Consider the following 24,507-nt stretch of genomic DNA (forward strand, 5'->3'; position numbering starts at 1 on the left):
CTCGGATTCATGCACTTGCCTTGCTGCTCGGGCCATTGGCACGAAATCAACGCCTATGTCCGCATTGGGGCACCGATCCAATCTACGCGACCATTCGGTAGTCACTAAATAATCGCCCAAGTTGCTTTCTCGCTACTGGACCATCGACCCAACTTTATGCATCAGTTGCACCCATGGGGAATGAGGTGAATTCATGCAAGCTGGCAATACACATGCAGCGGAAAGTTCCGAGCAATCGATCTTCGTCAGCAACCTCTCAGTAGAGGCAAAGATTGAACGAGCACGAACAGAGCTGCTCGACCTATCAGCAAGAAACAGACTCCTGAACGTTCCCCGATTCTCCAAAAGCGCCAAGACGATCGACATCGTGGACGAGAAATCAGCCGAGATCTTTCGGGTGCTCGTCACTGAAGGCAAGTCCATGACTTTTTTGGCTGGAGCCAAGGGAAGGGATCCGAAGGACGGCGAGGACGCCGAAGACCTGATTGAGCTTGCGCTGCCCGATGACGACGACCGCGATGAGAGCGGCCGTCTGACACGGCATTCGGATACTAAGCTTCAAACCAAGATGACCCCGAATGCGCTTCAGAAGCGGTTGCTGGATCTCTACTTCGATGCCCGCACTCTGGAAGAAGAGCAAGGTGTCAACATCCTATTCCTCGGGCTCGGCACGCTAAAGTGGATCGACCCCCAGAACGCGGAAAACATCCGTTATGCGCCCCTCGTTCTCGTACCAGTCTCGCTTATGCGCGGCAGCGCGGCTGAACGCTTTAAACTGAAGGCGCGTCCTGAGGACTTTGCATCCAACCTGTCGTTGGAGGCGTTTCTCGACCGGGTTCACAAGATTCGGATGCCTGACTTCGAGGCAACCGACGAATTCTCCTTCGAGTCCTACGCGAGTCAGGTGGCAGCGGCTGTGTCCGTGAAGCCGGACTGGTCCGTCCAGCCGGATGACATCGTTCTCGGCTTTTTCAGCTTCGCGAAATTCCTTATGTACCGCGATCTCGACCCGACACTTTGGCCGGCGGACGGGAAATTCACCGAGCGTCCTCTGATCACCGGGCTTGTGTCGAATGGTTTCGAACGCGGCGACGCTATTCTCGATGATGATACGAAGATTGACCTACATATCTCCCCCAGGGAGATGACGCACATCGTCGATGCAGACAGTTCGCAAGCGGTGGCTATCCACGAGGTCCGCCGCGGGCGCGACCTTGTTATCCAGGGGCCACCCGGCACGGGAAAGTCGCAGACGATCGCGAACATCATTGCCGCAGCGGTCGCGGACGGGAAAACAGTCCTGTTCATGGCCGAGAAGATGGCCGCTCTCGAGGTCGTAAAGCGACGCCTTGATCAGGCAAACGTTGGCGACGCGTGCCTCGAACTTCACTCCAGCAAAGCGAACAAACGTGCGCTTCTCGCCGAACTGCAGCACGTATGGGAGCTGGGTGCCCCCAAAGGCGAGGCCGCCGAGGCCCACGACCGCCGTCTGCTGGAAACAAGAGATAGCCTGAATGCGCATCCGGATCGGATGCACCAGATTTACCATCCCTACGACCTCACGCCCTACCAGGTGATCGGTCACCTGACGCGCCTGCGTAGGATGGGCCTGCAGCCATCGGATATCGAACTTCCAGCGGCTGTGGGTTGGAGCCCGGGGGCAAAGGATCAAATAGTCACCATCCTTTCTGAACTGGCGCAGCGAATTGACGATATCGGTCTGCCTTCGAAACATGCCTGGCATGGTGTCGGCCTTACAGGCATTACCCCCCTCGACCTCGAGAGACTTACGACACGCTTGACCGATGCTTCCGGGTCGTTGGCTGACCTCGGGAACTCGATGAGGGATGTGACAGACGCCCTCCAGCGCGAGCCTGCGGATTCCATCACGTCCTTCGAGGAAGTTCGGGTGCTGGCAGAGCGTCTCGCGACATGCCCTCCCGACATATCGTCTGAAGCTTTGGCCAATTCGGCATGGGAGACCTCTCCGCAGCAGATCGCCAGTGTCATCCGTGACGGAGCGGAGTTCCTTCGCCTGTCCGAGCAAGTGCGCGCTCGGTTTAACGACGCTGCGTGGGGAGCGGAGACATCGCCTCTCGTGACCACGCTCCGGCGGCTGCCTGCCACGTTTTCTCAATCAGGCCATCAGACCATCGAGCAGCTCGACACCTTGTTGCCGAGGTTCCTGAACGCCGCGGGATCGCTCAAGCAGATGCTCGGTGTGAACGCGTCCGCGACTCTTGGGTCCATCGGCAGGCTGTTGACCATCGGCGAGAGAGTGGCTGACGCACCCGATGCTAGCCCTGACGCATTCGTCGCGGCAATCTGGGAACGTGGCCTGGATCAAGCCAGTGATCTCGCTGAGGCCGTGTCGACGTATCGCCAGATGAAAGCGGAACTGACTGGCAAGGTAAGTGACCAAGCCTGGGACATGGATCTGACGGCTGCGCGAACGGCTGTGGCCGTCCATGGCCAGCGTGTCCTCAAGTTCCTGAGTGGCGATTGGCGGAGGTCCAAGGCTCTTCTGCGCACTGTCATGTCGGAAACCAACCCAAGCGAAATGGTCCGGCTGCTCGATCTCTTGCACAAGGGCAAAGCGGCGCGCGCGGCGATCAAGGACGGCGATAGCCTGGGCCGCGGTGCGTTCGGCGCCGACTGGCGGGGCGAAAAGTCCGATCCTCAACCGCTCGAGAACCTCGTACTGTGGATGCGCAGCCTTCGCGGGGTAGGGGCCGAAGCAAGGCAAATCGCCAGCAGATTGACAGACAAGGGATCGGTGGCGACACGGTGCGAGCAAGTGAGAGCGCTGCTCGAGGATACCCGGAAGCTGATGTTCTCGCTTTGGAGTGACCTCGGCGACGGCACGCCCCAGCTCTTCCAAGCTGCCGCTGGACCGGACGAGGCTGTGCTGACGCAGGCTTCAGCCGTGCTCAAGGAAATCGCGACGGCCGACCGTGCGATCGCGGCGTTGACGAACGCTGTTCCCGAGAACAACGCCGCCCGGATAGCGGCACTCGAGCTTCTTGCAGCCGCGCAGGCCCGCAAGAGCGCAGTCGAGAACTCCGGTGAGCTAGGGGTTGCGGCATTCGCCAACCTTTGGAAGGGCGCGGCCTCCGACTGGATGAAGCTTGCTGCCGTCTTCGACTGGCTGTCACGCAATGGTGATGTTCGACTACTGGCCTCCCGGGTAACCGACAGATCCGATATCGCGACCAAAGCACAGGATGCGGCATCGCACGGCGAACGGTTTGCCGCCGAGTTCGAAGTCATTCTGAAATTCCTGCAAGCGGATATTGCCGCGCTCTTCGGGGCGAGCAATGTCGCCCAGGCCTCACTCACGTCGATCGGCGAAAGGCTCTCCCGCTGGATCGAGAGCGACGAGCAGCTTTCGAAGTATGCTGCCTACAACGGACGCGCCAACGACGCCCGAAATCTCGGCATCGGTCTGGTCGTCGAACGCCTTCAGGACGGCCGGGTCGCTACAGCCGATGTCATCCCGTACTTTGAGATGGCTTTTTACGAGGCGATATTGCGCCATCAGCATTCGCAGGATCCAGATCTCGCGAGATTCGACGGCGAAGTCCACAGCAGGCTGGTTGGCGAATTCGCATCGCTCGACCGGAACCGCATGCGGATTTCGCGACTTGAAGTCGTGAAGGCACATCACAGGAACATCCCGGCGGTCAGCGGCCTCGGTCCTGTCGGGATCCTTCGAGGAGAAATGGCCCGGCGCCGTAACCACATGCCAATCCGGCAACTCATGCAGAAGGCTTCGCTCGCCATTCAGGCATTGAAGCCAGTCTTCATGATGAGCCCGCTGTCGATCGCCCAGTTCCTGCCGCCTGGTGTCTTGGAATTCGACTTGCTCGTGATGGACGAAGCCAGTCAGATTCAGCCCGTGGATGCGCTGGGTGCGGTCGCTCGCGCAAAGCAGGTCGTGGTCGTCGGCGACGAGAGACAGCTACCACCGACGAAATTTTTCTCGAAGATGACCTCCGGAACGTCGGATGACGATGACGACGGCGGCGCGCAGGTCTCCGATATCGAGAGCATTCTTGGTCTCTTCTCTGCCCGCGGTCTACCTGAGAAGATGCTTCGCTGGCATTACCGCAGCCGCCACCAGTCACTCATTGCGGTCTCCAATACCCAGTTCTACGACAGCAAGTTGTTCATCGTTCCCAGTCCTTACACCAAGGAAGCCGGGATGGGACTGCGGTTCAACCACATTCCAGGCGGGACGTTCGAAGACGGAGTGAACAAGGTGGAGGCGAAGGCGGTTGCCGAAGCCATCATCCGGCATGCGCTTAACTCACCCGGCCTTTCCCTGGGCGTCGCGGCTTTCTCGATCAAGCAACGGCGGGAGATCCAGGACCAGCTCGAACTTCTACGGCGGCTGAACCCGCAGACGGAAGAGTTCTTCCATTCGCATCCTCACGAACCGTTCTTCATCAAGAACCTGGAAAACGTGCAGGGCGACGAGCGTGATGTCATTCTGATCTCGGTAGCATACGCCAAGGGGCCAGGTGGCGCGCCAATGAGCATGCGCTTCGGACCGCTGGGCGCCGAAGGCGGGGAACGCCGCCTCAACGTCCTGATTAGCCGCGCAAAACGCCGCTGCGAAGTCTATGCCTCAATCACAGACGATGACATTGATCTTGAGCGCGGCAAGGGGAAGGGCGTCTTCGCTTTCAAGCTGTTCCTGCACTACGCGCGAACCGGACGTCTGTCGATGAGCCAGCGCACTGATCGCCAGATGGACAGCGTCTTTGAAGAACAGATCATGGCAGCTCTTCAGGAGAGGGGATATCAGGTTCATCCGCAGGTCGGGATCGCAGGGTTCTTCATCGATCTCGCCGTTGCCGACGAAGCGGTCCCCGGTCGTTATCTGCTTGGTATCGAGTGCGATGGTGCCGAATACCATTCGTCCCGCTCCGCGCGCGATCGCGATCGGCTGCGTCAGTCGGTGCTCGAAGATCACGGGTGGACGATCCACCGGATCTGGAGCACTGACTGGTTTCAGCGCCCGAAGGCTGAACTCGACCGTCTCATAGCGGCAATCGAACAGGCGAAGACCAACGCGTTGTCCGGCGACCATGTTGCGCAGGCGGCGGCGCGGGCGGTTCCGGTCGAAGTCGTCACGATCGAACGAGCGGACGTCACCGAGATCGGTCTTCAGCAAGTCTCCTTCGAGAGCACGACCCCGCTCTATGAGGAAGCGTCGCTCACACCGAACTTCACAACCGAGCTTCATGAAGCGCCGCTTGGAGTACTTGTTGGTCTGATCAAGCAGACGGTGGAGGTAGAGGGCCCGATCCATAGGGACGAGGTGATCACGCGCATCCGGACAGCGTGGGGGCTGCAGCGTGCTGGCAACCGGATCGATTCACATGTCGGCAACGCCATCAATACGGCAGTCAACGCGGCGCACGTCTACAGATCCGGTGACTTCCTGCTTTGGCCTGGCGCCGAAATCCGCGTTCGGGACCGAACCGCTGTCGCGTCGCCGAGCCTGCGCCGGATTGAGATGATCCCGCCGATGGAAATTGATCAGGGCCTTACGTCCCTCATTGCCACGAGCCTGGGCGCCACCGAGAACGAGGCTGTCAACGCCGTCGCGCGCGGCCTCGGATTCAAGGCGACCAGTAGCCAGTTGCGTGACGTGATCGTCGCTCGGATCGAGGCGCTGAAGTCCGATGGAGAACTCGCGGTCCGAGATGGCATGCTGGTCTCCGGAAATGCCTCGGCGCCTGCCCAGTGACGAAGTCATTTATTCGGACTGCCACTAGCGGCGAACACGTACATCTGCTCCGTAGAAGCTGTTTTCCCGCGGCGCTGGCGATCGTGATGATCTCGGCGGGCGGGTTGGAAGCCGCGAACGCGCCGTGCAGCGGTTCGAAAGGTGGCATTGCTGGTTGCCAGGGTGACACTTTCATCTGCAATGATGGATCGGTCAGCGCGAGCAAGAGGTCGTGCTCAGCCTACATGGGAGGAGCTGTCGGGCTCCTCGGCGGTTCGGAAGGGCAGATGTCGCCCACCGTCAGTGGCGAATGTTCCTGCCGCTCGGGCGCGTACTGCACAGGTCCGCGAGGGGGACGCTATTGCAGGACCGATAGCGGATCGAAGAGCTATCTGCGGAAGTGAGCGACAATCGGGACATGACCAGGTCGCGGAGTTGAAACATTTTCCAAATTGGTACGGGGAGGAGGGAATGCTCGAAGAAGTTTGTATAGCCAAGGTCGCGACATATCCAGATGCAGGGCAGCGGTTGCATGGGCTTAGACCGATCAATTTCATCTTTGGTACAAACGGCTCTGGCAAGACTACGATTTCACGAGTCCTTGCCGACACCGCTTCCTATCCAACGTGCAGCACCATCTGGGATCGCGGCAGAAGTGTCGAGACGCTGGTCTACAACAGTGATTTCGTCGAACGGAACTTCACCGAGCGCTTGCGCGGTATCTTCACGCTTGGCGAGTTGGAAGCAGGAAAGCTGCAACAGATCGAGGAAGCGCGTCAGAAGGTTTCCGGCTATCTGGACCAAATCGACAAGCTGAAGCTCACTCTTGGTACAGCGAGCGATGGAACCGGAAAGCTGGGGGATCTCAAGCGTCTTCGGGCAGCCTTCGAGGAGCGTTGTTGGCAGATCAAGTCTGAGCACGATGGAGAATTCAAGCGCGCGTTCGAAGGTGTGAGAAACGCGAAGGAGAAGTTCTGCGACCGGGTGCTTGACGAAGCAGCGACCAACGCCTCCAACCTCCGCGCTCTGGACGACTTGCGCAGCAAAGCCTCATCCATTTTCGCGGATGGAGCCGCCAGAATCGCACCGCTCGCCAGTTTCGACAGTGGCAGGCTCATCTCCTTCGAAAGCGACCCAATCTTGGAGAAGAGGGTTGTCGGCAAGGAAGACATAGAACTCGCGCCACTTATCCGCCGTCTGGGAAACAGCGACTGGGTACGGGCGGGACTTCATTTCGTTGAGGGAGCGGAGATGCCCTGTCCGTTCTGCCAGAAGACGATGGAAGCCGAGCTCCTTCAGAAGCTGAACGATCTCTTCGACGAGACTTACATTGCCGATACAGAGTCCATCGACAGCCTTCGCGACACCTATGCGACGCGGGCGCAGGCGATCCTTGAAACGTCGGAGGCAGCACTGAATTCCGGATCCTTCATTGACGTGGACGCGCTTCGGCCCCTCGTCGACCGGCTAAGGGCAATCATTGGCCTCAACCAAACTCACCTCGAACGGAAGCGAAGAGAGCCAAGTTCACGTGTGAAGTTGGAGCCCGCCGGGGAAGCTGCCCGTGCGGTAGCAGAGATCATCGGGCAAGCCAACGCCGAAATATCCCGGCACAACAGCCTGGTCGAGAATCTCATTGCCGAACGCGCCACCCTGAGCTCTGGAAATATGGCGCTATATCTGTGATGCTAACAAATCGGCGATTGATGAGTTCGTTTCCAACAAAGCCAACTTGGACAAGGCGATCGAAGGCATATCGAATGGATTGAAGACTAAGGCTACGGATTTAGCTTTGGCAGAAAAAGCGCTGGCCGACCTCGAAGCGAGCGTAACGAGCGTCCAACCCACTGTGATCGAAATCAACGGGATCCTTGCGTCGTTCGGCTTCACAAGCTTCCGGCTTGCTACCGCCGGAGAAAGGAACGAATCCTATGCGATCGTCAGAGACGACGGATCGAATGCTCGGAGCACGTTGAGCGAGGGAGAGCGAAGCTTCATCTCGTTTCTATATTTCTACCATCTGATACGTGGAAACATGACCGCTACTGGCGTCAGCGGCGACCGGATAGTGGTATTTGATGATCCGGTTTCCAGTCTCGACAGTGACGTCCTATTTATCGTCAGTGCGCTCATAAAGCGGGTGCTGGCCGAGGCGTGTTCCGGAACAGGCAGGATCAAGCAGGTATTTGTCCTGACCCACAACATCTACTTCCATAAGGAGGTCACTTTCGACCCCGATCGGAAGGCTGAAAAGCGTTCGCACGAGACGTTCTGGATTGTCCGGAAAACAAAAGATGGAAGTGCTATCCTTGGATATCCTAGCAATCCTATTCGCACATCGTACGAATTGCTTTGGGAAGAGGTTCGGAATCCCAATCGTCCAGCTCTCACGATACAGAACGTGCTGCGTCGGATCCTGGAACACTACTTCACAATCTTGGGCAACATGGACAAGGACTCGATCATTGCCAAATTCGATGGCCGCGATCAGCAGATATGCGCATCGCTGTTCTCCTGGACCAACGACGGGTCGCACAATTTCAGCGACGAGCTTTATGTCAGCCTCGACGAGACAACCGTCGATAAATACCTCTCAGTCTTCAGGCGGATTTTCTACGCGACTGGGCATGGCGCGCACTACGAGATGATGCTCGGGCCTGTGCCTGCAACCGAGAACGAAATACCCGCTGAAACGGTTGCGATTGCGACGGAAATGCTGGAGGCGTCTGGCGTGCTGCCGGTTGCACATGGGGATCCACCTTGAGATCGGTCCTCGGCATCGACGCCGCATGGACAGCGCGGGAACCGAGCGGCGTTTCGCTCATACACGAAGTCGGGGACGGCTGGCGGGTGGTGGAGACGCTTCCCCATATGCCGCGTTCCTGCGGGAGGGCAGAGACGCCGATCCCATCGTTCGTCATCGTGGATCCGCGCCGGACGCGGCATCATTGATCGCTGCCGCAAACGAGAAACTCGGCGGAAGAATTGACCTTGTCGCCGTGGACATACCTCTGTCTCTTACCCCGACCGTCGAGCGAAGAGCGTCGGACAAGATGATCTCGTCGGTGCATGGCGCGCGACATGCAAACAGCCATAGTCCAAGTGCAACGCGTCCGGGCATCGACGCCACAGTCTCTCTTTGCGTGTCGGATCATTTGCCTCTGTCAGAGCCCGCTCTAGCCGCTAGGGCAGTCTTGCTTGAGATCGTTGCCAACATGACCGCGAGCAAGCATGTGGGAATCCTCGCGGCCTAAGGCTCTTCGTGAGAACCGCCTTTGGCAGTGACGGCAGAGTGGGATCAAATCAAGAGGCTTTTGCAAGCAAGATTGAACAAACTGTCGAACGTCAAAATCTCGCAATTCACCTCAGAGTGCAGCCGTCTGGCTTGGAGTGGATCGACCTGCGGCTTGTTTCCGATGATCCCGATCAGACGCGGGCGATATGACTCGATGCCGTATCTCTGTTTGACCCTCTCTCGGCACCGCGGATCTTCAAAATACGCGCTGTATTCCCGCAACTGGGCACAAAGATCGGCGACGTCGTGCGTGAAGCGCATGCGGTCTTGCCCGCCCGCGTACAGCTCTACCTGAGGAAGTTTGATGTCGATGATATCCCAGAAGTCGCCTGTGGTGGGCAGTGCCATGAAATCTGGCCTCAGATTTGAAGCGTTATCCCGTTCGAGCACCACCTGCGCCGAGATTTGCCTATATCCAAGAAACTTGAGGAACTTGTCGTTTCGCTCAAAGAATTTCTGAAAGTGACGTTCCTGTACGTTCGGATCGGAGATCATGTTACTGAACTGCTGCAGTTCGGGCTGGAACAGCTTCTGGGTTTGCGTGGCCGCAATAGACGGCTTGAACGGCAATGCTCCCAAATTTGTATCAACATTGAAGATAGCATTGCTATGGAACGCCGATACATCCGCGGAGCCGTTGTTGAAAAAGAGACCCAATTGCACCGTAGAAGACTGCCTTCCCAACTCGGTGAACAGGCGTTTCAAATACCGAGGCCCGACGATTGCAGGACTTGCGATGTTATCGAAGACGTATTTGGAATTTTGCGCCGTCGTAGCAAAGTGCATTCGAAACTGATCGAAATTGCCAAAAATGTCTTTGATGGCAGGATCTTGGCTCGCGTAGAACCATTCCTCTTCTGTCGGCGGTGCCCGGCCTGCCATCTCTACAATTTTTTGGACTTCATCCTGCAGATTATAAAGCAGGATTTCATCTTCGGTGCGGAGGTGTGCCATTGAAACCTGGGTAAAACTCCAACTGCGGGCATTCTTGATAACCGCGACCTCTCCAAGGCGCCGCGGCCAGTTCTCGATGATTCCCTTCTGACTTTCATCGGCGACAACCAGGGCCCCTGCGTCCTTCCAGTGCTCTACAAACTCCCACACATCAGACGTCACATCATCCAGATCCTGGAGATCCAGTATCGGTCGATATTGTTTATTGAGGGGCTCGAAGGATTGGATGAGCTGTTCAACAATCCCGTCCATCAGCATGCCCGACGGCTTATGAACCTTGAAGATCGCGTATTTGTCTTCAACTGCGATTGAAATATTGTCGTCAACCATAACTGCCCGATGCGCCAAAAATGAACTGCACGGAACTTGGCATGCAATCCTCGCGAGAGCGTTAAGAGGAGAGGTTGATTCTTTGCTTCGGCAGAGAAGACACTGAAATCGCGTCGAACACCCCCACTCTTCACCATCTTCACCGTCGCTTTCACACGATGCCCGGGCACACCCTCCACGCCATAGCGGAGGCCTGCTTCCGCAATCGAATGCGGTCGGATAGGCACTCGTCTCGCAGGCTAGAAGCCTCGCGGCGAAGCTTCTTCGAGGCAAGAAGCGCTGGCAATTCATTTGCGCTCGCGAGCTTTTTCAAGTGAAGTTCCAGCTTCGACTGAAAGCCTGCAGACGCCGCTGCGCTTCGTTTGCGAGCCGCTGCCTTGACCGCGCTTGTGACTTTCCATCAGAACGTGGAAGGGCGTCAACTTCGCCGCGTGAAGTCGCTTCCGGATCGCGGAAGGAATGAATCCTTGCTATCCCGGTCGATGGCACGACGCGGTTTGCGCCGGTGACGCAAGCCAAGGATACTTCTTATTGCGGCGCTCGTTGCGCGAGGCGGCCCTGCGTTGAGGAAGATGTTCGAAGAACTGTTAGATATGGCTGTCCGCCAGTTGGAGCACGAGAAGATATCGCACTTGGCTGAAGACTGCCCAGCGCGACATGAGCATGGCGGATCAGGTGGGCATAGATCTGATGAGAGCGAAGAAGCTCAAGCGGTATGGCTCCGACTACACTTCCTCACACTTGGCCGAGCTGAGAGAAACGACATACCGTTGCCTGGCGTGGTCGCCGTGGTTAAATGCGCAGTGACAACATATGCAACCACGAGTCGGCAAAGTGCCCCCTTTCAAGTATCGCAGCCGCATCAGGGAATTCAACGAGGCGTTCACCAGACAAGTCGCTGCCGAGCTACAGAAGCGGCGCGATGAACTCATCTCGCCCAGGAATGCCCAGAAATTTTCGCATGGCCGAATGTGGAAGACAAAGCCGACTGAGCACGGCGATGAGGCGGGTGAGATGCAGGCGCATTCCTTCGAACTCCTGTCGCGCTTCGATGATGTAGTCAACCACAACCTTGCAAAGTTCGTGGAGGCGAGAACAAGGATGGTCGAGGGGCTGATGGCGCAATTCCAGGCCTCGCTCTATCAAACTATCAGCCAGTCCACCGAGAAGTCGGGAAACACAGTCGTCATGGGTCCGGACAGGTCTCCGGCCGAGGCTTTCCTAGCCGCCTTGGAGATGATCGAATTTGGAATTGATGAGAACGGAGAAGTTAGTCTTCCTCAATTTCACATGGGTCGGGAAGGCTTTGAAAAGACCATGGCCGATCTCGAGGCGCAGGGGCCGGAGTTCACTGAGCGAGTCGACAAGGTGAAGGCCGAGAAGTCCGAACGCGCTAGGGAGCGAGAAAAGGAGCGACTTGCGAAATTCCCTCCGGCCTGGGAAGGGGATTCTCATTGAGAGTGCTGATCGCCATCGGTTGCGACTCCTATAACAATCCACCCCTCCAGCCACTTTCCGGAGCGGAAAACGACGCCGCTACAATCTTCGGACACCTCGTCACGGACGAATGGGGTGAATACGACAAGGCGCAGTCGAAGCTGCTGCTGTCGCCAACCATGGCGACACTTCGATCCACTGTCGAAGACGCACTCTTCTCCAGCCAGCCGATCGAAGAACTGACGCTCTTCTTTGCCGGACACGGCGGCGTGAAGGACAACACCTATTTTCTCTGCCTGAAGGATACAGACATTGGCAGGATGTCGCTGAACGCCCTGTCAATGACGCAGTTGTTCGCGTGGATAACCGAGGCGAAAATCCATCACACCAATCTGATCGTCGACGCCTGCCACGCAGGCGGTGTCGTCCATGACATAGGTGTCCTCCTGAACCCGCACGTGATTGGCAAGGCCGGATCCCTGGCCATTTCGATCCTGGCCGCATCGGGTTCCGACGAGTATGCGGGAGAGTCGGGCGGAGCGGGGCATTGCACGAGCGCGCTCATGGCGTGCCTGAAGGGAGAGACGCTGGTGCAGACGACGCGCCCATCTCTCGAGCTTGTCGAGGTGGGGCAAGTCGTTTCGAGGACAATGCAGGGGACGGGTCAGTCACCGGTCTGCTGGGGGATCAATCTTTTCGGCATCTCTCAACTCGCTAAGAACCCGCGCTTCTCTGGAGGCAGCGCGCACATCAGCGAGACCTTCCTGGGCTTGGCTTCGGACGGTGCTGGAAACGAGCACATCCGGGCAGCGTCGGATGTAATCTGGGAGCAGTACCTCTCGCTCACGAGGGATTTCGACCCCGAGCGGTTTCTGGATGTCGTCCAACCAGTCTGCAAAAAACTGGAGGCAGAACCCGCAGTCGCGGCCGCATTCGTTTTGGGTCTCTCTACAACCTTTGGCGCTCGCATCGCGGAAACGGGCGATCGGTTTGATGTTGCTCGACTTCAGTCGGCGTGCGCGGTTGCGCTTCTGCCGATGTCGGCGTCCAGCACCGACTGCGCCAATACCATCATGCAACTGTCCAACGAGGTCTTAGAGTCGATCGGCAAGGGGGCAGACCAACTCTTGGCCGAGTTCAATGAGAGCACTTACGCGCTGCTCTCCAAGGACGGCGGCATTGCGGACTTCTACTTTCTCCCGCTGCGCCTCATGAGCATCCTGGGTTGGCTCGGCGCCGCTGTCCAAATTCAGACCATCTCCGGTGCAAACGAGGCGACGATCGCTCCGAAGGCGGCCGATCTCGTGCGGCTGATAATGACGCACTATGGCAATTCGATCGTTCCAGTGTCCGACGAGATGGCTGCCTTCTACGTGTCGTTCGCTGCGGGAGCCGACGTCTTGGATTGCCGGGAAGAGTTGGAAGCGATTTCCGGCCTTCTAATCAGGGCGTTGCATCAACGCGGCGGACGAATCGCTGATCCGAGGCTGAGCGGTGAGGATGCGCTGCGATTTCTCACTGCCGTGACCGAGGGACGCTACGATGACTTCCGAGACATTCTGGCGAACCCGACGACGCTGTTGCCTGCATTGCTTCTGGTTATGGATCAGTGCGGGCTGTCCGATATCGCCGACGGTGCGATGAGGGGATTCGATCACACCAACATCAACATCTTCATCCCGGACGATTTCACCACGTTTGGAGCGGCCCTCATTGAGGAAGGAACGAACTTCTCGCTGAATATCGGGCACACAGTCTTCCGCGTCAGTGAACTCGTGGCTGAATGGTCGAAGATCGAAGAGAGACTGAATGCCGACGCAACACTAGCCTCTCCACCGATCCGGATTGCCAGTATTCTCGCTTCCCTCCTGCGTCCGGATCGTGTCGCTTGGTTCCTTATCGCCGGAAAGCAATCAACAGGATCGGCCAGCAGCCAGGAATTAGTTCAGCCATGATCCGACCGAAACTGGGGGAAACCAATATGCATCCTTGCGAGTCAGGCCATGCCTACCTACGTTTTCCGTGAGGTGCTTCAGGCCCGCCTCACGACACGCTCTGATCGAAGGTGATTTTCGATGTCCGGTAATGACAGCAATTATGGGAGCAGAAGCTCGACACCCCGTACGACGACCCCAGCACAGCCGGAAAGGTCGCCGGGCGAGACTTCAGCGCAACCTTTGACCACTGGCGAAGGCGACCGCCCGCCACCGCCAAGACGCTAGGCGCCTGGTAACGTGTAGAGAGAGGGAAGACACATGTCCGGAAACGGAAACGACTACAGTCAGAAGAGTGCAACCCCAAGAACTACTCATGTCCAGCCGCAGACGACAGGTGGACATGGTGGCCAGCAGGGTTCGGTGCAACCTGCCACGACGGGCTCGGGCGACAGGCCGCCGCCACCGCGCCGCTGATCATTTCTTCCAGCCAATATCGATCTGCTTGATTTCGGCCCTCGGGATGTACGTGATGATGTTCTCGCCCGTCGTTGTTAGCTGATCGCAGTCGCGGCTGTCTCCGTCAGCGCCATGGATCGCGGTCACATAGAGGGCGATCCCGTCATCGTTCAGGATGACTGGCTTCGTAGGGATGCCCGCCTGTTCGGGCAATTTAAGCCAGCTCTCGAGAATCTTGCCGCCAGTGAGATGCACCTGGATAAAGCTCCATCTCGTATCCGCCGAAAGAACGGATCTGAACGCCGATGTCTCGTGATCATCGTGGTAGATCTTCAGGCGTGACATCAACGCCTTCACCCACTTTTCGAGATACTTGCGCCACAAGAGTGCGAAGCCGACGGATCCAACGATGGCGAGCACGCTGATGATGGCAACGCTCTTGTAGTCGGTATCCACCACCGCCGTCGGCGCCCAGTATCCCAGTTTCATCACGAGGCGCGCGACAATGTACGAAAACACCCGCCCGAGCGTGCCGAAGACCAGCACTTGAAGGAGGAAGTCTTCGGTCTTGTGCTCGACCTTCTTGGTCGCCGTCGTGAGCTTGTAGCCCAGGTAGCCTGCCACGAGGACGATCTGGATTTCAAATGGTAGTTTCAGGAGTTCGTTCATTTGATCCCTTACGCCACGAACTGAGGGATGGCGGGCAGGGGTGTAGCTGCCGCCTTCGACTTGCGTTCTGCCGCCGATTGGGCAGCCTTACGGACGATGGAGAGCTTCTCGTCATCCTGATCGAGGACACGGAGAATATCAGCGTCCGACGCACTTTCGATAGCCGCTACAACTTCAAGCCGGGCTTCGACCAGCGCGCAATACTCCCCGCGCGTGAGGTTCCCTCCGGCCTCCCGCGCGAGATCGACCACTGTGCCGGGCACGCCGTAGGTCAATCGCACCGCGAGCTTCTGAACACGCTCCGACAGGTCGAGCTGGGGATGAAGAATCTCGGCCACCCTTGCGGCAACACCGATCAAATCGGCAGCACGTGACGACACGATACGGATCGGACCAGCCGACCCGCCGAACGCACCACCATGCTGGCCCATCGTGACCTCGATGTCGCTCATTGCATCGGAAAATTGACCTCATCCAGCTCAACGGTGTTCTGCACCACGGTGAGAAGTACGGGATCGGTGATTTGCGATGGAGGGAGGCTGGCAAGCGCGCCCACAAGCCGCACGACCGATGCAACTTCGGTAGCGCTTTCTCCAGCAAGTCGTCCCAGAGGAGCGAGCGCGTAGAGACCGTCAGCTCTCTTCTCGATCAGCCGGTGTCGTTCGAGGTTTTCAAGCGCGCGCATCAGATCTTCATGCGACCAACGCCATCCGTCCTGCTTCCGTCCGGCGAGAAACGCGCCGAAGCTGCTTTCGAGGAACGATACTATGTCTTCGCTCGATACGCCTGACGCTGCGGAACGAGGGAGTGCGACAAGGACGCGAACAATGAGAGACCTCGGATCGGTCCCGTTGGAGATGAAACGCGAGGTCAAGTCTTCGGGTTTCCCTACGACGTAACGGCGCCAGAGATAATCCTCCTCTCGTGGGTTGATTGCCATCAGGTAGGATGTACCCATGTCAGCATAACCCAAGCGGCCCGCGCGGCCGACCAGGTTCTTGTACTCGGCAACAGTGTAGGGCACGGGAACTGGCCCCGGATGCTCCAACCCAGCAATGATCACGCTATTGGCGGGTGTGTTCACGCCCATGGCAAGCGTGGTCGTTGCGGAAATGACCTGAAGCCCGGATCCCTCCCGTCGGAATTCCTCTTCAATGACCTGGCGCTCGGCAGGCTGAAGGTCGGCATTGTGGAAGGCAACGCCATGCTGAAGATCGGCAATCAGATCGATATGCGCCTGCGATGGGTCGAGCCGCGGCATGCGTCTCGCCGCCTCGTCTGCCGCCGGTAGCCTGAGGTGGGCTGCCAGGTAGTTGCCGACGTTGCGGGACTCGCTCTTCGTTTCACGGAAGACGATGACATGCTCGCCCGATGCCGTCAGTTTTCTGAGAAGCGGGATGATCCAGTCCTGAGCCGTTTCTTTCATTCCCATCCGGACGACCGCGCCGTGCTCGATCTTTTCGGCACCGTCGGCAGGATCAATATACCGGAAGGACCCATCGTATCTCAGAACGCCCTCGCGCAAAGGGACAGGGCGTTCGATGCGACGAAGCAGCCTGCCACCGAGCCACGTCTCCAAGCCGCCGGTATCGCCAATCACGGCAGAGAGGGCGATTATCTGCGGTTCGATGCCTTCGCGTCTGCGCATCCTGATCAGGGTCAGGATGAACTCGAGGTTGGCGCCACGCGACTGGTCGGCAATCATCTGGACTTCGTCGACCACGATTGTACCCGCCTGAGCCAGGATGTGAGGGTAGGCCAACGCTAGAGCCGCGAACTTTTCGTAGGTGAGCAGGGCGATGTCGTACTTGCCGCGGATCAACGGCGACACATCGTCAGTTTCGCCGGTAGCCTCCAGGATACGGAGACCGAACCCGCCGTAGACCTTTTCGAAATGACGGCGCTTGTCAGCTACGAGCGCCTTCAGCGGGAGAAGGAAGATCGCACGTTTCCGTTCCACGACCTGGCGGAGCGCAGCCAGCTCGCCAACCATGGTCTTGCCGGACGAGGTGGGAGCGGAGACGAGGAGGTGCTCCCCATCAAGGATCCCGTATTCGTTGATTGCCTCAACCTGGAGGTCATTCAGTGAGGGGATCGCTTGTCCCCATGCAGTGACGATCTCGGCGGGGAAGCCATGATCAGCGAGGCTGCCGATATCCGAGGTGACGGCTGCCGGGCGAGCAGATGGAAAGGCAGCCTGGAAGCGCGCACCTGGGGTGAAGACGGGCCAGCTAATGCCGCCGTCGATCTGACCGCGCATTGCAGGGTTTTGGCTCTTGCCGATGCTTTGGGCGGCGGCCTTCACCCTTGCGGTCACGTAGTCCAGCATCTGGAAGACGGAAAGCCTTCCTCCCTCGACGATTTCTGCCGGTCCCCGCAGCGCCTCCAGAAGGTAGTAGGTAAGGAGCCCGTGGCCATGGCTCGAAAACTCCCAGGCCTCTTCCGATGCCGCGGATGCGGTGAAGATCAAGCGGCCATTGCCAGCCAGCTTCTGAAGCCGAACCTCGGTGGAGGCGAAGCTGCGGGGGATGGCCGGTACCTGAAGAACCTTGGCACCGAGGCCGCCCGAGAAGCAGCAATCCAGAAACAAGATCACGCGGCGTGCCGGTATCTTCGAGAACCATTCTTGAAGCCGGTTAAGCGGCAGGGACGTGGCCTCGATGTTATTGAAGCCGGTATCGTGGACGATCAGTTCGTGGGTCTCCGAACCGTGGCCGGAGAAGGCCATCACGACGGTGTCCTCAGGATCGCACTGGGAGAGCGTTTCGAGCTCGGCTTCGATCCGAGAGAGGGTCGCATTCTGATCTGTCAGGAGAACGGTAGAGCCGGCGAGGGTATCGGCGAAGAGAGCTTCGAGCGCGGTCGCGTCGCGAGCAGCGCACGACAAATCACGGATATCGGGCGACTGATAGCGGTCGACACCAACAAACAAACCCCTGAAAGCCATCGCATTCACCCTTTGTTCCTGAAGGCCTTTTCCGGACACTTTTCAGCGCCCGGAAATAGTCAAATGTGGTGTTGGCCAGTTTTAGCTTCCAAAATGGCCAGTTCTAACGCCTTTTGGCCAATACTTGGTTCGGTTTCTCATCTAGATATCGAGATTCTCCGCGAAGGCCGCGCGCTCCTGGATGAAGCGGAAGCGGGCTTCCGGTTTTGTGCCCATCAGATCGTCGACGGCGCTGCGGGTGCCTTCGAAATCCACCTCGTCGATCAGCACCTTGAGCAGGGTGCGCTTGGACGGGTCCATGGTGGTTTCCTTGAGCTGGGCGGGCATCATCTCGCCGAGACCTTTGAAGCGGCTGATCTCGACCTTGGCCTTGCCCTTGAATTCCGTCTGCATCAGCTCGGCACGATGGTTGTCGTCGCGGGCATAGGCGGATTTCGAGCCTTGGGTGATCTTGTAAAGGGGCGGCACGGCGAGGAAGAGGTGGCCGCCGCGCACCAGTTCCGGCATCTCCTGATAGAAGAAGGTGATGAGCAGCGAGGCGATATGGGCGCCGTCGACGTCGGCATCGGTCATGACGATGATGCGCTCGTAGCGCAGGTCTTCGTCGCGGTATTTCGAGCGCGTGCCGCAGCCGAGCGCCTGGATGAGATCGGCGAGCTGCTGGTTGGCGCCGAGTTTTTCGCGACCGGCGCTGGCCACGTTGAGGATCTTGCCGCGCAACGGCAGAATGGCCTGGTTGGCCCGGTTGCGCGCCTGCTTGGCCGAACCGCCTGCCGAGTCACCCTCGACGATGAAGAGTTCGGCACCCTCGGCGGTGTTCTGCGAGCAGTCGGCGAGCTTGCCGGGCAGCCGCAATTTGCGCACCGCCGTCTTGCGGTTAACTTCCTTTTCCTTGCGGCGGCGCAGGCGCTCCTCGGCGCGCTCGATCACCCAGTCGAGCAGCTTGGCCGACTCGTTCGGATTGTCGGCAAGGTAATGGTCGAAGGGATCGCGCAGCGCATTCTCGACGATGCGCTGGGCCTCGACGGTCGCGAGCTTGTCCTTGGTCTGGCCAACGAATTCCGGCTCGCGGATGAAGACCGACAGCATGCCGACGGCCGAAATCATCACGTCGTCGGTGGTGATCTGGGCGGCGCGCTTGTTCTGCGTCAGCTCGGCATAGGCCTTCAGGCCCTTGGTCAGCGCGATGCGCAGGCCGGCCTCATGCGTGCCGCCTTCGGGAGTCGGGATGGTGTTGCAATAGGAATGCACCTGCGGATCGCCGCCATACCAGGTGATCGCCCATTCCATCGAGCCGTGGCCGCTGACCTTCTCGGTCTTGCCGGCGAAGATCTCGCGGGTGACGGTGAACTCCTTGCCCATCGTCGCCTGCAGGTAATCCTTCAGGCCGCCGGGGAAGTGGAAGACGGCCTTGTCGGGCACTTCGGAGCCTTCGGGCAGCACGCCCGGCTCGCAGCTCCAGCGGATTTCGACGCCGCCGAACAGATAGGCCTTCGAACGCGCCATGCGGAAAACGCGGGCGGCATCGAACTTCATGTGATCCCCAAAGATCTGGGGATCGGGATGGAAGCGCACGCGGGTGCCGCGGCGATTGTGGACGTCGCCCAGCTCTTCGAGCCCCCCCTGCGGCAGGCCGCGGGAGAAACGCTGGCGGTAGAGCTTGCGGTTACGCGCCACTTCGACCTCGAGGTCGTCGGAAAGCGCGTTGACGACGGAGACGCCGACGCCGTGCAGGCCGCCCGAGGTCTCATAGGCCTTGCCGTCGAATTTGCCGCCGGCATGCAGCTTGGTCATGATGACTTCGAGCGTCGACTTGCCCGGCACCTGCGGATGGTTCTCGACCGGGATGCCGCGGCCGTTGTCGGAGACGGTGAGATAACCCTCGAGATCAAGATAGACCTCGATGAAATTGGCGTGGCCGGCGACCGCCTCGTCCATCGCATTGTCGATGACTTCGGCAAACAGGTGGTGCAGCGCCTTTTCATCTGTGCCGCCGATATACATGCCCGGGCGCATGCGCACCGGCTCGAGGCCTTCGAGGACGCGGATCGACGAGGCACCGTATTCATCCGAGTTGGAGGCGGCGGGCGCCGGACGCGCTGACGCCCCGCCAGCAGAGGGCGCTCCGGCGGTTGAAGGTGCAGCGACGGCGGGCGCAGCAATTACCGACGGCCGCTCGGCCAGAGCGGCAGGCTTCTGCGCCTCCTCGCGTTTTTCAGAGAGGGGCATTCCGGAAAAAAGGTCGTTGCTATCGTCCATGGAGCCGTTCAGATCTTCATCCTGTCTTAGGTCTGGCATTCCCGTCGACCCAAAATCACCGCATTTCATGCCACGTTTGCGAATCAGGCAGATTTTGCCAGAAAGCACCTCTATACGCGACACCGCCTGACTTGGCGGGTTTTTCCCAAATGATTTGCGTTGCCGGGCGCGGAATGGCAAGCGGCGGCAGGCTTCAGGAACCATCCGAATGCGAATGTCCACAAGTCATTGCACCATCATCACCGCAATTGCGGCGTTTTTCTTGTCCGTAGCCGTCCTCTCCGCCGTCGGCGCGCAGGCAGCCGATGCGCTGCCGCCCTTCAAGGACGATCTGTTTTCGAAGCAGACCGTGCTGCAGACGGGTGATGACGGCGCCTTCGAGGTCCTCGACTATGACGAGATGCGCGATATCAACGGCCGCGACCAGATCCCGCAAAAGCGGGTGCAGCAGAAATATGTGGCGCTCGGCATCCGCAAGGCCCAAGCCGACGAGACGCTGTCTCTCGATGGCGTCATGCTCGATGTCACGAGGGTGGGACCGGCCGGGAATGCCGCCTTCACGGTGATCTTCATCCATGGCCGCGACGGCGACCGGCGACTCGGGGCCAACGACTACAGCTTCGGCGGCAATTTCAATCGGCTGAAGAACCTGGTCGCCGGCAATGGCGGCGTTTATTATTCGCCGACGGTCAGGAGTTTCGACAGCAGCGGCGTTGCCGTAATTGCCGGCCTGATCCGTTATGCCGGCGCGCAATCGCCCGGCCGGCCGATCATCCTTTCCTGCGCCTCGATGGGCAGCCAGGTCTGCTGGGGCATTGCGCGCGACGCTGACAGCGTCAAGCGGCTGAAAGGCATGCTTGTCATGAGCGGGGTCACTGACCCTGATTTCACCAGGAGCGCCTTCTACAAGGCGAAGCTGCCGCTGTGGTTTGCCCATGGCAGCCGCGATCCGGTCTACGCCGCCGCCAACCAGCAGGCGCTGTTCGAAAACCTGCACAAGGCGAAATATCCGACGCGCTTCACACTGTTTCAGACCGGCAATCACGGGACGCCGATCCGGATGATCGACTGGCGTAGGGTGTTGAATTGGATTCTTGCCAGTTAGCGGCTGGTTTTCGGCAGAAATATACGCGGGACCGCTGAGATTCCCCTTACGTCAAGGGCATGATGCTTTTCTTTGCCGCGCGCTTTTGATATTGCCCAAGGCATAAGCAGATTTTGGAAGGCTGGCATGACACCTGACGTGCGCCCGCTTGTGGCGGGAAACTGGAAAATGAATGGCATGCGTGCCTCCCTGGATCAGATCAAGGCGATCGCCGAGGGCGTTCGTTCGCCGCTGGCCGACAAGGTCGAAGCGCTGATCTGCCCGCCGACCACGCTGCTCTATGTGGCAACGGCGCTCTGCACCGACAGCCCGCTGGCGATCGGCGCTCAGGACTGCCATCAGAAGCCATCCGGCGCCCATACCGGCGACATTTCGGCCGAGATGATTGCCGATTGTTTCGGCACCTATGTCATCGTCGGCCATTCCGAGCGGCGTACCGACCATGCCGAGACGGATCATCTGGTCCGTGCCAAGGCGGAAGCCGCCTTCGCCGCGGAGCTGACGGCGATCATCTGCATTGGCGAGACGGCGGATGAACGCCGGACCGGCCAGGCGCTCGATGTCATCAAACGCCAGCTCTCCGGCTCGGTTCCGGACGCCGCCACCGCCGAGAACACCGTCATCGCTTACGAGCCGATCTGGGCGATCGGCACCGGCGTGACGCCGACATCAGGCGATGTCGAGAAGGCGCACGCCTTCATGCGGGCAGAGCTTGTGGCCCGCTTCGGCGATGAAGGCCGCAAGATGCGTCTGCTCTATGGCGGCTCGGTCAAGCCGGCCAATGCAGGGGAGCTGATGGGCATCGCCAATGTCGACGGCGCGCTGATCGGCGGGGCGAGCTTGAAAGCGGCAGACTTCCTCGCCATCTACCGGGCGTATGAGGCGCTGCTCGCCTGAGGCATTGTTTATTCCTGGGTTTATTCGTTTATTCCAGGGCGTATTCCGGGCCGAAGGGCTTGGAATAGATCAAAGCCTCATGTAAAGAGCCGCCAGAATTCTTAACTTTGTCCGTCTCCAGGCGGGCAGGACTGGACCCATGCAGACAGTATTGATTGTCATCCATCTCATGATCGTGCTCGCCCTCGTCGGCGTCGTGCTCATCCAGCGCTCGGAAGGCGGCGGCCTCGGCATCGGCGGCGGTTCGGGCTTCATGTCGGCCCGCGGCACGGCTAATGCGCTGACGCGCACGACCGCGATCCTTGCGACCCTGTTCTTCCTGACTTCGCTCGGCCTCGGCATTCTGACGCGTTACGAAGGCCGCCCGAGCGACATTCTCGACCGCATTCCGGCAACAAGCGGCCAGGGCAACGGCATTCTCGATTCGCTCGGTGGCGGCGCACAGGCTCCGGCAAGTCAGCCGGCCGGCAACGGCGTTCCGAGCAGCGGGGCTGCGACGCCCGCACCGCAGGCTCCCGCCGCTCAAGCTCCCGTAACTGGCGCTCCGGCGACTCAGGCCCCGGCAGCTACCGCACCTGCAACGACTACCCCGGCAGTTCCGGCCGCGCCGGCTCAGCCCTCCGGTGTCCCGACGGGACAATAAACCGGTCTTCGACATAAACCGCCGGCAGGCCCTCGGGTCTGCCGGTTTTCTTTTGTTCAGATTCCCGCGTCACGCTCCGAAAGTTCTGGAAAAGAATTTTTGGGCTGGTGGAATCGTTTTTGAAAAGGTATCCGGTGAATCCCATGGCGCGATACGTATTCATCACTGGCGGCGTGGTTTCCTCTCTCGGAAAAGGAATTGCGGCCGCGGCTCTCGGAGCGTTGCTGCAGGCCCGTGGATATCGGGTCCGGCTTCGCAAGCTCGATCCCTATCTGAACGTGGACCCGGGCACGATGAGCCCGACCCAGCACGGCGAGGTCTTCGTCACCGACGACGGCGCGGAAACCGATCTCGACCTCGGTCACTACGAACGCTTCACGGGGCGTTCGGCGACCAAGACCGACAACATCACCACCGGCCGCATCTACAAGAACATCATCGACAAGGAACGGCGCGGCGACTATCTCGGCGCGACGGTGCAGGTCATCCCGCACGTCACCAACGAGATCAAGGATTTCGTTGTCGAGGGCAATGACGACTACGACTTCGTCATCTGCGAGATCGGCGGCACGGTCGGCGATATCGAGGCGATGCCGTTCATGGAGGCGATCCGCCAGCTCGGCAACGACCTGCCGCGCGGCACCGCTGTCTATGTCCACCTGACGCTCATGCCCTATATTCCGGCGGCCGGCGAGCTCAAGACCAAGCCGACCCAGCATTCGGTGAAGGAACTGCAGGCGCTCGGCATTCATCCCGATATCCTGCTGGTGCGCGCCGACCGCGAAATTCCGGAGGCAGAGCGCCGCAAGCTGTCGCTGTTCTGCAACGTGCGTCCGTCCGCCGTCATCCAGGCGCTCGACGTCGCCAACATCTATGACGTGCCGATGGCCTACCACCGGGAAGGTCTCGACGACGAAGTGCTCGCCGCATTCGGCATCGAGCCGGCGCCGAAGCCGCGCCTCGACCAGTGGGAAGAGGTCTGCAACCGGATCCGCACGCCGGAAGGCGAGGTAACGATCGCGATCGTCGGCAAATATACCGGCCTCAAGGATGCCTATAAGTCGCTGATCGAGGCGCTGCATCACGGTGGCATCGCCAATCGCGTCAAGGTCAAGCTCGAATGGATCGAATCCGAGGTCTTCGAAAAGGAAGATCCGGCGCCTTATCTCGAAAAGGTGCACGGCATCCTGGTGCCGGGCGGCTTCGGTGAGCGCGGTTCGGAAGGCAAGATCCATGCGGCCCGCTTTGCCCGCGAGCGCAAGGTGCCGTATTTCGGCATCTGCTTCGGCATGCAGATGGCGGTGATCGAGGCGGCGCGCAATCTTGCCGATGTGCCGGCCGCATCCTCGACGGAATTCGGCCCGACGAAAGAGCCGGTGGTCGGCCTGATGACCGAATGGATCAAGGGCAACGAGCTGCAGAAGCGGACAGCGGCCGGCGATCTCGGCGGCACGATGCGCCTTGGCGCCTACAAGGCGGCGCTGAAGAAGGGCACGAAGATCTCGGAGATTTATGGCTCGACCGATATTTCCGAGCGTCATCGCCATCGCTATGAGGTCAATATCGACTACAAGGACCGGCTGGAGAACTGCGGCCTCGTCTTCTCCGGCATGTCGCCGGATGGCGTGCTGCCGGAGACGATCGAATATCCCGATCATCCCTGGTTCATCGGCGTGCAGTATCACCCGGAACTGAAGAGCCGGCCGCTCGACCCGCATCCGCTGTTTGCCAGCTTCATCGAAGCGGCGACGGAACAGAGCCGTCTCGTCTGATGAAAGTCGCACCAGATCGCGCGGTTAGGCGCGATCTGGATTAGGTCCGGATGCTCTGCCGGATCAACC

General features: G+C 59.4%; 14 protein-coding genes and 1 pseudogene. 10 read left to right on the forward strand and 5 right to left on the reverse strand.

Annotated features, from left to right (window positions below; all coding sequences use genetic code 11):
* The first annotated feature begins 193 nt into the window (after positions 1–193).
* The 4 genes and pseudogenes from FHT79_RS11950 to FHT79_RS32110 form a co-directional block, all read left to right on the forward strand.
* Complete coding sequence (locus FHT79_RS11950) at positions 194–5,758, forward strand: DUF3320 domain-containing protein (RefSeq protein WP_183903414.1); 5,565 nt, start codon at positions 194–196, stop codon at positions 5,756–5,758.
* Between the two features lie 450 nt (positions 5,759–6,208).
* Positions 6,209–7,423, forward strand: coding sequence for an AAA family ATPase (locus FHT79_RS32380; protein ID WP_183903415.1), 1,215 nt, complete (start codon positions 6,209–6,211; stop codon positions 7,421–7,423).
* Positions 7,424–7,439: 16 nt separating this feature from the next.
* Positions 7,440–8,501, forward strand: a complete 1,062-nt coding sequence (locus FHT79_RS32385; RefSeq protein WP_348649673.1) for an AAA family ATPase — start codon at positions 7,440–7,442, stop codon at positions 8,499–8,501.
* A 337-nt stretch (positions 8,502–8,838) separates the two neighbouring features.
* Positions 8,839–8,991 (forward strand): annotated as a pseudogene (locus FHT79_RS32110) (LysR family transcriptional regulator); the annotation flags it as partial.
* Positions 8,992–9,035: 44 nt separating this feature from the next.
* Here FHT79_RS32110 and FHT79_RS11965 read toward each other — a convergent pair.
* Positions 9,036–10,316, reverse strand: coding sequence for a Shedu anti-phage system protein SduA domain-containing protein (locus tag FHT79_RS11965; protein ID WP_183903416.1), 1,281 nt, complete (start codon positions 10,314–10,316; stop codon positions 9,036–9,038).
* An 834-nt stretch (positions 10,317–11,150) separates the two neighbouring features.
* On the opposite strand from FHT79_RS11965, the gene FHT79_RS11970 reads away from it, so the two are divergent.
* Positions 11,151–11,774: a hypothetical protein gene (locus FHT79_RS11970; protein WP_183903417.1), complete on the forward strand. Its 624-nt coding sequence runs from the start codon at positions 11,151–11,153 to the stop codon at positions 11,772–11,774.
* Complete coding sequence (locus FHT79_RS11975; protein ID WP_183903418.1) at positions 11,771–13,708, forward strand: caspase family protein; 1,938 nt, start codon at positions 11,771–11,773, stop codon at positions 13,706–13,708. Before FHT79_RS11970 ends, FHT79_RS11975 begins: the two co-directional genes overlap by 4 nt.
* A gap of 456 nt (positions 13,709–14,164) precedes the next feature.
* On the opposite strand, the gene FHT79_RS11980 is transcribed toward FHT79_RS11975, so the two are convergent.
* The 4 genes from FHT79_RS11980 to parE all read right to left on the reverse strand — a co-directional run bounded on the left by FHT79_RS11980 (position 14,165) and on the right by parE (position 20,021).
* Positions 14,165–14,815: a hypothetical protein gene (locus FHT79_RS11980; RefSeq protein WP_183903419.1), complete on the reverse strand. Its 651-nt coding sequence runs from the start codon at positions 14,813–14,815 to the stop codon at positions 14,165–14,167.
* Positions 14,816–14,823: 8 nt separating this feature from the next.
* Complete coding sequence (locus tag FHT79_RS32115; protein ID WP_246713984.1) at positions 14,824–15,267, reverse strand: hypothetical protein; 444 nt, start codon at positions 15,265–15,267, stop codon at positions 14,824–14,826.
* The gene (locus FHT79_RS11985; protein ID WP_246714012.1) at positions 15,264–17,762 is read right to left on the reverse strand and encodes a DEAD/DEAH box helicase; all 2,499 of its coding nucleotides are present in this window, start codon (positions 17,760–17,762) and stop codon (positions 15,264–15,266) included. Before FHT79_RS11985 ends, FHT79_RS32115 begins: the two co-directional genes overlap by 4 nt.
* Positions 17,763–17,903: 141 nt before the next feature.
* Positions 17,904–20,021, reverse strand: a complete 2,118-nt coding sequence (gene parE / locus FHT79_RS11990) for a DNA topoisomerase IV subunit B (RefSeq protein WP_183903420.1) — start codon at positions 20,019–20,021, stop codon at positions 17,904–17,906.
* A gap of 208 nt (positions 20,022–20,229) precedes the next feature.
* On the opposite strand from parE, the gene FHT79_RS11995 reads away from it, so the two are divergent.
* The 4 genes from FHT79_RS11995 (at position 20,230) to FHT79_RS12010 (ending at position 24,438) form a co-directional block, all read left to right on the forward strand.
* Positions 20,230–21,126 (forward strand): phospholipase, encoded by an 897-nt coding sequence (locus tag FHT79_RS11995; protein ID WP_097594460.1) that lies wholly within the window; start codon positions 20,230–20,232, stop codon positions 21,124–21,126.
* 126 nt (positions 21,127–21,252) lie between these two features.
* Complete coding sequence (gene tpiA / locus FHT79_RS12000; protein WP_048338709.1) at positions 21,253–22,023, forward strand: triose-phosphate isomerase; 771 nt, start codon at positions 21,253–21,255, stop codon at positions 22,021–22,023.
* A 139-nt stretch (positions 22,024–22,162) separates the two neighbouring features.
* Positions 22,163–22,666 carry a preprotein translocase subunit SecG gene (secG, locus tag FHT79_RS12005; protein ID WP_097594461.1) on the forward strand — a complete coding sequence of 168 codons (504 nt, stop codon included), beginning with the start codon at positions 22,163–22,165 and terminating at the stop codon, positions 22,664–22,666.
* Between the two features lie 143 nt (positions 22,667–22,809).
* On the forward strand, positions 22,810–24,438 hold the full coding sequence (locus FHT79_RS12010) for a CTP synthase (RefSeq protein ID WP_047615254.1): 1,629 nt from the start codon (positions 22,810–22,812) through the stop codon (positions 24,436–24,438).
* Positions 24,439–24,507 lie beyond the last annotated feature (69 nt).

Origin of the sequence: Rhizobium sp. BK212 (genome assembly GCF_014197475.1) — a bacterium.
GTDB lineage: Bacteria > Pseudomonadota > Alphaproteobacteria > Rhizobiales > Rhizobiaceae > Rhizobium > Rhizobium anhuiense.